We start from the raw sequence: 12,451 nt of genomic DNA on the forward strand, positions 1-12,451 counted from the left end.
ATATATGAGTATGAAAAAAGGATTTCTGTTATCCATTTTTATTCTTGTCATTTTTGTTTCCTGTAAAAAAGACAAGGACGCAAAAATTAATATCTTTCCAGTTAGTAAAGACAAAGAGTTGGGGGCTCAGATGGATGCATTTATTAACTCTGACACCTCAGGAATGGTGGTATTAAATGAAGCTCAATATCCTAAGTCCTACGCTAGACTCAAGCATATCAGAGACTACATACTGGCCTCTGGAAAACTGAAATACAAGGACGACTTTCCATGGAAAGTTACCATCATCAGAGATGATACCACTTTAAATGCTTTTGCAACTCCTGGTGGCTATATGTATGTATATACAGGTCTTATTAAATACCTTGATTCGGAAGATCACCTTGCTGGAGTAATGGGACATGAAATGGCACATGCAGACAGAAGACATGGTACATCTCAGATGAGCAAGCAATACGGTGTTGAAACCTTATTCAGTTTGGTGTTAGGTCAGAACCCGGGAATGTTGGGACAGCTGACTGAAGGCTTACTTACATTAAAATTCAGTCGTAATGATGAAGCTGAAGCTGATGACTATTCAGTGCAATACCTTTGTCAAAACCCTGCTGAATACGAAGCAGACGGCGCTGCCGGCTTCTTTGAAAAACTATTGGCTTCAGGTTCAGGTTCTAGTACTCCTGCGTTCTTAAGTACTCACCCATCAGATCAAAGTAGAGTGGAAAACATCACAGCCAAAGCTAATTCTCTGGGATGTGACGTAAATGCACACAATCCAACAGGATTTCAGGAAATGAAAAAAGAACTAGGTTTCTAGTTTATTTGAAATTGATAAATACAGGAAAATGGTCACTAAAGCCATTTTCCTGATATTTAGCCCCAGAGAAGGTTCTGAAAGGTCCATTACTCAGATTACTTTTATAATGCATCCACTCCGGATGATAAATTTCCGAAGAGTTCTTTTTATAATGCTTTTTATAAAATGCTTTACTCATCATTATCTGATCAAAGGTCAACCAATTTTTCCCATATTTAGTTGAACCGATTTTTAATGCATCAATATTTCCAAATCCGTTAAAAAGGTCTTCCCCTCCCATTTTCTTTGCATTCCCCTTGGCCATTATGGCTTCCGTAATACTGGGATCATGTGGAGTATCATTAAAATCTCCCATCACGATAATTTCAGATTCTTTATTGTTCCTGAAGAGTGAATCGCACAATTCTCTGACTAACATTCCCATGATTATTCTTTTCCTTTCAGACTTTTCTACACCTGCCCTTCGGGATGTCCAGTGATTCACAAGCACAAATGTTGTATCCTTATTCAATATTCCTTTCACCAATAAAAGCTCTCTCAATCCTGACTTTATTCCTTCCATGTTTTTAGGAGAATAAAGTTTGTGGTATAAGGGTTTGAATATTTTCCTTTTATAAAGGAGTGCGACATCAATCCCCCTATTATCACAGGACTCTAAATGAATAAAACCATATGTTCCCGAAACAGCAGAGATATTAATAAGATCTTTTAATACATGGCTATTCTCTATTTCAGCCATACCCAGCAATTCTGGTCCATCATTGTCGCCAAGTTTGCTTATCACAGTTGCAATCTGATTAAGTTTTTTTTCATATCTCTTTTGAGTCCAATGACATTTACCACGGGGAAGAAAATCATTATCATTCACATCAGGATCATCTTGACTATCAAAAAGATTTTCAACGTTATAAAATGCTATTGTATATGCATCTGATTTTTCTTCAGGAAGGCAAAAGGATAAAACAAAGGTGACGATGAGAGTAAGGCACAGCCAAAGTATTTTCTTCATAAGAAGTAATGGAAATCCTATAAATTAAAAGTAAATTTGAGTAAAGAAAAAATTACCTGAATATAATTAATGAAAAAATCAGAGATTAAATTTGTAGTTGAGCTTGACAGTGAAAATATTCCAGAAAAGATTAAATGGGACGCTACAGATAGCCCTCAGGGAAATCTTTCTGAAGCAAAAGCTATTAGCCTCAATATCTGGGATCAGAAGCAACAATCGACTATGCGTATAGACCTTTGGGAAAAAGATATGCCTGTAGATGAAATGAAGCGCTTCTTTATTGAAGCAATCGGAGGAATGGCTGAAACTGTTAAAACCTCAACAGGTGATGATGTTATGGCAGATGAGATGCATGCATTATGTCGTAAATTAGTAAAACATCTTGAGAATCTTAATAAACAATAATAATTCACTAAATGAATTTATAAAGACTGAAAGTCAGGAAAAATAATCCGGACTTTCAGTCTTTATTCAATAAGCCCTGTTAATTGGATTTATATCCTTCCTTATCCCTTTTCATTTTGCTACCAGATGAATTGTAATTATATTCTTCTGTAGAGCTTCTTCCCTTATTCATCGAATGCCCAGGACAACTGCGCTTGGTTTTAATCTGTTTTTGTATCATAACAGAGTTATTATTCATTGGACAAGCTTCTGCGGACTCCATAGGAACGCCAATTCTGACAATTTCAGTTTGTTGAGGTTCGTAATTTCTTGCTCTTGTTTTAGCATCAACTCCTCTAGTAGAAGTATTCACCTCTTCTGGCTCAGCATATAGATTCTGATCATTGCTTGCCGAAGTTGTTTCAGGTGTCATTCCCTGATTCTGTCTGAATGCATTGTATTTGGCAACAAACTCTGAAGGATCACCCTCAGCTTTTATTTTCTCCTCGTCTCCTGAACGTTTATACTTCAATACAAACTTATCATCTTTATATTCAAAGTCCTTTGGCATTTCATTTTCTCCTGATAAAGACTGGATAAAAGCCTTGTCTTCAATTACTCTTAATACTTCCACTTCCTGTTCCGGATCTGCAAGGTTATTTTCAAATAACCTTGTCATAGAAGTAGACATTTCCATTTCACCTTCCACAACTTCAGGCTTTGAAGGATTACCTTTAACAGTCGGCTTACTTTCTCTTTCTTCGTACTGAACTCTTCCCTGCAGATCCTGATCATCTTCCTGGGCTATGGATACAGATGAGAATCCTATGCCCATCATTATCATTAATAGCGATTTTCCTACTCTCATATCTCTCACGTTTAATCACCAACTAATACTACTCTTATAAATAACTAAGGAAAAACAGCCTTTGTTTTTCCTTAGTTTATGAAGTGAAAGAATTTTCCGGTAAGCTCTTCCCCACAATCAGCCTGCAATACTTTCCGGAAAATTCTGCAACAGAAACACTCGCCTCAACTAAATACACTCCTCTTCATCTCCCTGCATGTCCCTGCTGGCCTCTCCTTGTCCTTCTCTTTCATACCGAACCCTTCTTGCCGAACCCTCTCTTTCTCCACGTCTTTTCTGGAAAGGCCATTGAAGCATTTTTAGCTTTTTCACTTCTTCTACATAAACAGTAGAAGTATCTTTAAAGTAAATATTCTTTGCATCAAGATTTTGCTGAGGCTCTGCCTCAAAGTCATATCTGATATTACTATTGATCTTTGTCGCACTCAGGTAAGCTATATTATGTAAACCAGTATTGACACTATCTTTTACTTGAGTTATTCTTTTTACGCACAGGTCTTTCACCGGCCCACTAGCTTTATTACTCTTCGTTTCCTGTGCATAGACCGCTGAGTACATCACCATGAACATCAGCAGAACTCCCCATTGCTTTTTCATTGTTACCGACTTTATAAATCTAACCAGGGAAAAATTCAAATAGTTATAAGGAAGGGATTTCGATGGGATAATAGACTATTAATCAAGAGATATGAAGCTTAAAGCAGAAAGCTTAAAGCAAAAAGTTATTAAAAAGTTAAAAGTAGAAAGCTTAAAGTTAAAAGTTTATAAGAGATTTATTCTCCCAATCCACTGAAGTCTTCTGCCTAAAAAAATGGTTCATTGGTATTAAAAATTAAAAGCAGAAAGCAAAGGTCTAAAGACTACTTTAACTTTCTGCTTTTCGCTTTAAGCTTATCAAGCTGACTCTTTCGAAAGCTCTTTTGCTCTTTTTTCAGCTGATTTTAAAGCTTCAATAATATCCTGTCCGACATTGGATTTTTCAAAAGAATTCAGTGCAGCCTCTGTTGTTCCTCCTTTAGACGCTACAGCTTTAATCATGTCGTCTAGAGAATCTTTGCTATTGCTCATGATCTGAAAAGCTCCAAGCATAGTTTGTTTCACCAACATAGCAGCTACCGGCTCTTCCATTCCCATTTGCTTTCCGGCTTCTATCATATGCTTTACAAAATAGTAATAATAAGCAGGCCCACTTCCACTCAATGCAGTTACAGCATCTAGCAGTTCTTCATCTTTCATAAAAATAGCCTTGCCTGTGGTTTCAAGCAAAGTATCCACAATAGATATCTGATCAAGTGATGCATCCTTACAAACAGTAAAAGCTGTTATACCAAAACCAAGTTGTGCTGGAGTATTTGGCATTGCTCTCACAATTTTATCATGTTTTAGAAGAGTCTGTATAGTTGAAATAGTAATTCCGGCCATGATAGAAATAATCAGCTGGTTCGGCTTTATTACTTTAATCAGATCCGGTACCAGAGATTTAAAATCCTGAGGTTTTACTGCCACAATCAGAATGTCGTAGCTTGACAAACTTTCGTTGATTTCTTCCTTAAGGTCAGCGACTCCCTCTTCTCTAAGGCTTTTACGTTTCTCAGGATGTTTTTCTATGATAAGGAGGTCACCTTTTTTTACAATATTACTTCTAACAAAGGCTTTGGCATAGGTAGTACCCATATTCCCGCCGCCAAGTATTGCAATTCTCATATTCAATATATTATTAATTTCTTTTAAGCATTTTGAAGCACAGCTTTCAATGCTTTGTAATTTGCTTTTATAATCTCTTCTGCCAGTTCCTCTGTAATTGCTGTTGAAATAAACAGACTTTCATATTGAGAGGGAGCTAGATAAACTCCTTCTTCCAACATCGCTCTGAAATATCTGCCGAAAAGAGCTGTATCAGAAGTCTTAGCAGTTTCAAAATCTATAACCTTCTGATCAGTAAAGAACAATGTAAACATGGAGCCTATCCTGTTGACTGTTCCTTTTATGCCAAGCTCATTAAGGTTTTTCTCAAAACCTTCACAGATTCTGGCAGTGATTTTTTCCAAATGGGTATATATTTCCGGATGTGTATTCAGATAATTTAACATTGCCAAGCCGGCAGCCATAGCCACGGGATTTCCGGAAAGTGTCCCTGCCTGGTATACAGGACCAGCGGGAGATACAAAATCCATAATTTCCTTTTTCCCGCCATATGCACCTACTGGCATTCCACCTCCGATTATTTTTCCTAAAGTCGTAAGGTCAGGTTTAACATTTAAAATTTGTTGAGCTCCTCCTTTAGATAATCTGAAACCTGTCATCACTTCATCAAAGATCAAAACAATGCCTTCGTTATCACAAAGTGTTCTCAATCCTTGCAGAAAGCCGCTACCTGGCACAACAAGTCCCATATTTCCTGCTACAGGCTCAATGATAATAGCAGCGATCTGCCCTTTATTGGCAGCTGCAAGATCCTGAACTGCTTTAAGATTATTAAACGGAGCGGTAAGTGTATCATTGGCCACGCCTTGAGTAACACCTGGGCTATCTGGTACACCAAGTGTTATCGCACCACTTCCTGCAGCAATTAGAAATGAGTCTCCGTGGCCATGGTAACAGCCTTCAAACTTAACAATCTTGGCTCTGTTCGTATAACCTCTTGCAAGTCTGACTGCAGCCATAGTGGCTTCAGTGCCTGAGCTAACCATTCTCACCTTCTCAATTGAAGGAATCATAGAAGTGATCAGTTCCGCCATCAAAACTTCTCTTTCTCCAGGAGCTCCGAATGAAAGTGAGTCCTTAACAGCTTCACAAACCGCTTCCTGAATACCCTTATTGGCATGACCAAGAATCATTGGTCCCCATGAATTGATCAGTTCTATATATTTATTATCATCCTCATCTATCAAGTAAGCACCTTCAGCTTTTTTGATAAATAAAGGATTTCCTCCAACTGCTCTAAATGCTCTAACAGGAGAATTAACTCCACCGGGAATTACTTTTTTCGCTCTTTCAAAAAGTTTGTGGCTTTTTTCAGTCCTCATATACTTATTTAATCTGATCTACAGAATTTGCTACTACCATTTTGTTACCCTCAAATTTTACTATCGGAACAAACAGGTTAGAATTCGAATTGGTAAAATTAAAACCATATAGGGTATAACCTTTAGTAAAGCCCTGTGCAGAGAGCCCAGGACCAAATACATTACCAAAATTCTTTAAGGCATTCCCGAAAAACCTCATCATATCATATCCTTGATAAGCATAGATTTCAGGGATGATATAAGCTTTTTTCAAAAAAGTATTTCTGAAACTTTGAACTGCGTAGCTATCATAATCTATATAGTCTGGATTGATAAAATGTACATTTCTCCTTTCAAACTGTTCAAAGGTAAGCAGAGGGAACTGCAACCATTCCTGCCTTGTGATTACAGGTGTAGAAAATTTGCTGATCTCCATTTGACTGATGAAGTTAGCAGCAATTACCTGATCGTTTGCAGCTATGAAAATATGATTGACACCTAAAAGCTTGGCAGAATCAGACAAAAGCTTTTGCATGTTTTTAAGCTTATCTTTTGCAACTTTCTCAAACTGAGTCACTGCAAATCCTTTTAGTATAATACTGTCTTTGTATCTTGTTGCCAGCAATGAATCTCTATTTTCCTGACCAAAGAATATATATACATTTTTCCTTTCTGGTGCGGTGTGAGCTTTCTTTCCTGTTCCCACAGCCATAGGTTCTACAGGGAATTTTGCCGCGGCCATTTCGGCAGCCCTACCCGCCTGAGCTTCCAGACTTGGCTGAAATAAAAACACATATGGATTTCCTTCTACAAGTTTAATATTATTGGAAAGAGGATTGATGCCTGATATCTTATTCTTTAATGCAAATTCAGCTACCAAAGGATAGTTAGCTGGAAAAATAGGTCCTATAATAAGGTCCATATTGACAAGTTCGGGAGATTTTAAAATTTGCGAAACCTTTGAATCGTCCTTTTCTGTATCATAAGGATGAAGCACAACACTAACGCCATCTTTCTTCAAGGAATCTATTGCAATTTTCATCCCTTCATACAACTCAAAGACATATTGGTAGCTTTTGCCCCATGTCTCCGGACTCAATTGCTTCTCCATAAAAGGAAAAAGTACAGCTACATGATATTCCGGCTTTTTTACTGAAGCTCTGGTAGCTTCAACAGTCTCCTTTTCCAATTTAAATTCCTGTCTCAGATATTCCAGCAGCATCTTATCTTTCTCATTCAGCTGAGCATAAGAAAGTCTGTTAACAAGATTCTTTGCTATTACTTCATCGTTTGGAAATAACTTTTGGAGGTTTTTGAGAGTGTCTATTGGAGCTTTCTGCAGATAGAAATTCTTCTGCTTATCCGCATCCTGCTTCAAATCCTTTGAATTAAGAGTACTAAGGAGTTTTACGGCTTGAAAATATCTCTGCTGTTCAAAATAAAGGTTTGCATAAAGGTAATTCACATCCTCTATTTTGTCCCAGTCCGGGTATCTTTGTTTGATCTGCATAACCATAGCTTTTCCTTCGTTCAGCTTGCCAACTTTTAGAGCCGCAAGAGAATAGTAATAAGCAGAATAAGCTTCGAATTTATTTTCTTCACTTTCCTTAGTCAACGGCAGAAAAACATCCATTGCCTGTTGATATTTACCTTCCTTAAGGAAGTTTTTACCAATCAGGAATTGTCCCTGATAGTCCGTTTGTCCCAAAACATTATTGGAGACAAAATATAGAATAAGAAAACTTAATGCGTAAGAGATTTTTTTCATCCGGTTGATCATTTTACTCCCATTCAATGGTAGCAGGTGGTTTTGAGCTTATATCGTAAACTACTCTGTTGACTCCTTTTACTTTATTGATAATCTCACTGGAAATATCCGCAAGGAATTCATAAGGAAGGTGAGCCCAGTCAGCTGTCATACCATCTGTACTTGTTACAGCTCTTAAACTTACTACGTTCTCATAAGTTCTTTCATCCCCCATAACTCCGACAGATTTAACAGGAAGCAAAATTGCTCCAGCCTGCCAAACCTTATCATATTCTCCAACTCTCTTTAAGCCAGATATGAACAGATGATCTACTTCCTGCAGTATTGCAACTTTCTCTGCAGTGATGTCTCCCAGTATCCTGATTGCTAGACCTGGACCAGGGAAAGGATGGCGACCGAGAATAGTATTGTCTATTCCAAGAGATTTTCCAACTATCCTTACTTCATCTTTAAACAATGTTTTTAAAGGCTCTACAACTTTCATCTTCATTTTTTCAGGAAGACCACCAACGTTGTGGTGAGATTTAATAGTTGCAGAAGGTCCTTTAACAGAAACCGACTCAATTATATCTGGATAAATCGTGCCTTGCCCAAGCCACTTAACATCAGATATTTTATGAGCTTCCTGATCGAAAACTTCTATAAAAACTCTTCCGATTGCTTTTCTTTTTTGCTCTGGATCTGAAAGGCCTTTTAAAGCTGAATAAAATTGTTCTTTTGCATCAACCCCAATCACATTCAATCCCATATGTTTGTAGGATGCCAATACTTCCTCAAACTCATTTTTTCTCAACAAGCCATTGTCGACAAAAATACAAGTAAGTCTGTCTCCTATAGCCTTATCTATAAGCACGGCAGCTACAGAAGAATCCACTCCTCCAGATAAGCCTAGTACTACTTTATCATTTTTTAATGTAGTTTTTAATTCTGCAACAGTAGAATCGATGAAAGTATCTGGAGTCCAATCCTGGCTACATCCGCAGATATGTACAACGAAGTTTCTTAAAATTACTTTACCTTCAAGAGAATGAGTCACCTCTGGGTGAAACTGAATTCCGTAGGTTTGTTCACCTATAACTTTATATGCAGCGACCTTCACAGACTCTGTGCTGGCCAGAATTTCAAATTTGTCATTGAGACCGGAGATTGTATCTCCATGAGACATCCAAACCTGAGAATCAGGTGTGATTTCCTTCATCAACTTGTCTGTATTGTGAATGCTCACAAGTTTGGCTCTTCCGTACTCTCTTATTTTAGAAGGCAATACATCATTGCCTGCTTTATGGGCCATTAATTGAGCACCATAACAAACACCCAGGACAGGCATTTTTCCTTTAAAAGGTGTCAGATCTATATCCGGAGCATTTACTTCGCGAACAGAACATGGACTTCCTGATAGTATTAGACCTTTTACACTGGAATCAACAGGAGGAATTTTATTGAAAGGGTGAATTTCGCAGTAAACGTTTAACTCTCTGACTCTGCGGGCTATAAGTTGAGTATACTGGGATCCGAAATCCAGAATTAATATTTTTTCAGTCATAATGTAAAATTAACATTAGTTGTCCGGTTTTTCCAAAAAAAGTAAATCCTTTCCGGAACAAGTTATAAACATACAGGAAAAAAGCGTAAAGCAGAAAGTTGAAAGCTAAAAGTTGATTTCTTAAAACCAAGAAAAGTTTGAGAGTGAAAATTTCGGAGCAAAGGAATCTACTATATTATAAAAATAGAAAAACCTGCTCATTGGCAGGTTTTCTATTCAATTCTTAACATGAAGTAATGTTATACTCCTGCTTCTATTGGTGTCAGCAACTCAAAATATTTTTCAAAATCTTTTTTCTCCAACAAAAAAGTCGGCTTATGACTTGCCCATTCTGTAGACACCTCAAAGAGGTCATTAAAGGATCTTCCACGATATACCTGGTTCTCCTTAAATTCTTTTAGCTGCTTGTTATCAGGCGTCCTAATACATTTGTACTGGATCTTTACATTATTCCTTTTCATTTGACTTGTTACCATACTACTTATACTTACTCCGGTTTAACAACAAATATTTTTAAAAAATTCATCTTGTTTGAAAATTCCGTGGATTAATTCTTTCGTTCAACTTTTCCTTGGTATAATCCACTACAACTTATTAATACTGAATAAAATAATTGCTAATTAATTCATTGTACTAATAAAGAAACTTCTACCTTCTTTCCAAATGAATGCAGTGATTTTATTTCATCTCATGTTGCTTAATCAATACAAAAGGAAAGTCTGAGTTAAGTTATGCTTTATATAATTCAACAAACAGATTTAACCTTACAATAATTGCATGAGTGGAATAATTATTTTTCACAATGTATTTATGTGACAAGTGTCATTTTAACTACAGAGATCGCTAAAGGTTATTAACAAATCATAAACCAATCTTTATTTTTTCTTAAAACATCATGAACTTTTAAAAACACTATTGATGTTGACAGATCAAACAAAGCTTCAAAAAATAAATAACCAACCATTATTATGGGTTTATTCGGAAATCTTTTTCATAATGAAATTGCCATGGATCTGGGGACTGCTAATACCCTGATCATGCTAAACGACCAGGTCGTACTAAACGAACCATCTATTATCGCAATAGATACAATTACGGGAGAACTTGTTGCCCTTGGCAGAAAAGCTATGGAAATGCATGAAAAAACTCCGGAGAACATCAAAACCATAAGACCTCTTAAGGATGGTGTTATTTCTAATTTCCATGCGGCAGAACAAATGATCAGAGGGATGATCAAAATGATTTTTGACGGTAAAAAGTCCTTAATTAAAACTGCCCAGAAAATGGTGATTTGCATTCCTTACGGAGCAACAGAAGTTGAAAAAAGAGCCGTTAGGGATTCTGCCGAAAACGCAGGTGTGAAAGAACTTTACCTTATACATGAGCCGATAGCTGCTGCTGTGGGAATCGGAATAGATATTGAGGAACCACATGGTTCCATGGTAATAGATATAGGAGGTGGTACTACTGAGATTGCAGTTATATCCCTATGCGGTGTAGTATGCAATCAATCATTGAAAATTGCTGGTGATCAGCTCAACAAAGATATTCTGAACTTCATGAGAAGAAGTCATAATCTTTTAATAGGAGAAAGATCCGCCGAGAGAATCAAGATTGAGGTAGGAGCTGCTCTTCAGGAGCTAGATGATGCTCCGGCAAACTTTACAGTAATCGGAAGAGATATGATGACGGGACTTCCGAAAGAAGTAACTGTTAATTATGCTGAAGTTTCTTCTGCTATGGAAAAATCTATATCTGTTATCGAAGAGTCTGTAATAAAAACACTTGAAACTTGTCCGCCGGAACTTGCCGGAGACATCTATAGAAAAGGTATTCATATCACAGGTGGAGGCAGTAATCTAAAAGGTCTTGACAAAAGATTGGAACAGAAGACAAAGCTAAAAATACACCTTTGTGAAAACAGTTTATTATCAGTAATAAAAGGTACTTCAACTTCATTGAAGAAAATAAAAACAATGAAGCATATACTGGTAAGATAATTTTCCTTCTCACCTATGCCGGAGATAATTGGTTTCATTCTGATTCCTGTCTCCGGCACTTTTCCTTTTATCTGTATTTTCAAACGAAAAAAATATTTTCTATCTCAATCATCTGTATTTCAGTTTAAATAAAAATTATTTTTTAATTAAATTAATATTTTGTCTTAAGCTTTTGAATCTAATATTAATTCATATACATTTGCACCGGCAAATCTATACGACCAGCTCCTGTTGAACCCCCCCAGGTCCGGAAGGAAGCAAGGGTAGACGGTAGAGCGGTGCGATATATGATTTGCCATTTTTGTTTTAAGGCTATCTCCAAACCTATACTCAGGTTGAAATTAATTCTTAGATTTGTACCTTCACTTTGTAAAAAACAATTCAAATAATGAAATTCTTTATTGACACAGCTAATCTTAATGAAATAAGAGAGGCTCATGAACTTGGGGTGCTTGACGGCGTTACTACGAATCCGAGTTTAATGGCCAAAGAAGGGATCAAAGGAAAAGATAACGTTTTTGCCCACTATAAAGCTATTTGTGATATTACTGACGGAGATGTAAGTGCTGAAGTAATTGCTACTGATTTCGAAGGTATCATCAGAGAAGGAGAAGAACTGGTAACAATCGATGAAAAAATCGTTGTAAAAGTCCCCTTGATCAAAGATGGTATCAAAGCGATAAAATATTTCTCTAAAAATGGCATCAGAACAAACTGTACACTTTGCTTCAGCCCAGGACAAGCACTTCTTGCAGCAAAAGCGGGAGCTAATTACATATCTCCTTTTATAGGCAGGCTTGATGATGTTTCAACTGATGGACTTGAGCTTATCAGCCAGATTGTCCAAATCTATGATAACTATGGGTACCAAACAGAAGTACTAGCGGCTTCGGTAAGACACCCAATGCATATCATTAAATGTGCTGAAATAGGAGCAGATGTAGCTACCTGTCCACTTAGCGTAATTACAAGTTTATTAAATCATCCATTAACTGACATAGGTTTGCAGAAGTTTCTGGCAGACCACAAAAAACTTAATGGTTAATCAGGAATCTTGCCG

General features: G+C 36.9%; 12 protein-coding genes and 1 other RNA gene. 5 read left to right on the forward strand and 8 right to left on the reverse strand.

Translation table 11 applies throughout. The features are described from left to right. Nucleotides 1-10 precede the first annotated feature (10 nt). On the forward strand, nt 11-814 hold the full coding sequence (locus J7604_RS14070) for a M48 family metalloprotease (protein WP_293896971.1): 804 nt from the start codon (nt 11-13) through the stop codon (nt 812-814). Nucleotide 815: 1 nt separating this feature from the next. Here J7604_RS14070 and J7604_RS14075 read toward each other — a convergent pair whose 3' ends face one another. After that, nucleotides 816-1,823 carry a hypothetical protein gene (locus J7604_RS14075; protein ID WP_293896972.1) on the reverse strand — a complete coding sequence of 336 codons (1,008 nt, stop codon included), beginning with the start codon at nt 1,821-1,823 and terminating at the stop codon, nt 816-818. 69 nt (nt 1,824-1,892) lie between these two features. On the opposite strand from J7604_RS14075, the gene gldC reads away from it, so the two are divergent. Continuing rightward, nucleotides 1,893-2,228, forward strand: coding sequence for a gliding motility protein GldC (gene gldC, locus J7604_RS14080; RefSeq protein ID WP_293896973.1), 336 nt, complete (start codon nt 1,893-1,895; stop codon nt 2,226-2,228). A 79-nt stretch (nt 2,229-2,307) separates the two neighbouring features. On the opposite strand, the gene J7604_RS14085 is transcribed toward gldC, so the two are convergent. The 7 genes from J7604_RS14085 to J7604_RS14115 form a co-directional block, all read right to left on the reverse strand. Continuing rightward, on the reverse strand, nt 2,308-3,075 hold the full coding sequence (locus J7604_RS14085) for a hypothetical protein (RefSeq protein ID WP_293896974.1): 768 nt from the start codon (nt 3,073-3,075) through the stop codon (nt 2,308-2,310). Nucleotides 3,076-3,243: 168 nt separating this feature from the next. Continuing rightward, the gene (locus J7604_RS14090) at nt 3,244-3,672 is read right to left on the reverse strand and encodes a hypothetical protein (protein ID WP_293896975.1); all 429 of its coding nucleotides are present in this window, start codon (nt 3,670-3,672) and stop codon (nt 3,244-3,246) included. Between the two features lie 297 nt (nt 3,673-3,969). After that, nucleotides 3,970-4,779 (reverse strand): pyrroline-5-carboxylate reductase, encoded by an 810-nt coding sequence (proC, locus tag J7604_RS14095; RefSeq protein ID WP_293896976.1) that lies wholly within the window; start codon nt 4,777-4,779, stop codon nt 3,970-3,972. A 23-nt stretch (nt 4,780-4,802) separates the two neighbouring features. Beyond that, nucleotides 4,803-6,101: a glutamate-1-semialdehyde 2,1-aminomutase gene (gene hemL / locus J7604_RS14100; RefSeq protein ID WP_293896977.1), complete on the reverse strand. Its 1,299-nt coding sequence runs from the start codon at nt 6,099-6,101 to the stop codon at nt 4,803-4,805. A 4-nt stretch (nt 6,102-6,105) separates the two neighbouring features. Further along, nucleotides 6,106-7,848 carry a hypothetical protein gene (locus tag J7604_RS14105; protein ID WP_293896978.1) on the reverse strand — a complete coding sequence of 581 codons (1,743 nt, stop codon included), beginning with the start codon at nt 7,846-7,848 and terminating at the stop codon, nt 6,106-6,108. 13 nt (nt 7,849-7,861) lie between these two features. Continuing rightward, complete coding sequence (guaA, locus tag J7604_RS14110) at nt 7,862-9,391, reverse strand: glutamine-hydrolyzing GMP synthase (RefSeq protein ID WP_293896979.1); 1,530 nt, start codon at nt 9,389-9,391, stop codon at nt 7,862-7,864. 239 nt (nt 9,392-9,630) lie between these two features. Further along, a complete protein-coding gene (locus J7604_RS14115; protein ID WP_051312982.1) occupies nt 9,631-9,852 on the reverse strand; it encodes a hypothetical protein in 222 nt (73 codons plus the stop codon). Nucleotides 9,853-10,359: 507 nt separating this feature from the next. Between J7604_RS14115 and J7604_RS14120 the strand changes: the two genes are divergently transcribed. The 3 genes from J7604_RS14120 (at nt 10,360) to fsa (ending at nt 12,436) form a co-directional block, all read left to right on the forward strand. Then, complete coding sequence (locus J7604_RS14120; RefSeq protein ID WP_293896980.1) at nt 10,360-11,391, forward strand: rod shape-determining protein; 1,032 nt, start codon at nt 10,360-10,362, stop codon at nt 11,389-11,391. Nucleotides 11,392-11,595: 204 nt separating this feature from the next. Beyond that, nucleotides 11,596-11,693, forward strand: an RNA gene (ffs, locus tag J7604_RS14125) — signal recognition particle sRNA small type. Nucleotides 11,694-11,779: 86 nt separating this feature from the next. Continuing rightward, nucleotides 11,780-12,436, forward strand: a complete 657-nt coding sequence (gene fsa / locus J7604_RS14130; RefSeq protein WP_293896981.1) for a fructose-6-phosphate aldolase — start codon at nt 11,780-11,782, stop codon at nt 12,434-12,436. Nucleotides 12,437-12,451: the final 15 nt, after the last annotated feature.

The organism is Sporocytophaga sp., assembly GCF_017745095.1.
Taxonomy (GTDB): Bacteria; Bacteroidota; Bacteroidia; order Cytophagales; family Cytophagaceae; genus Sporocytophaga.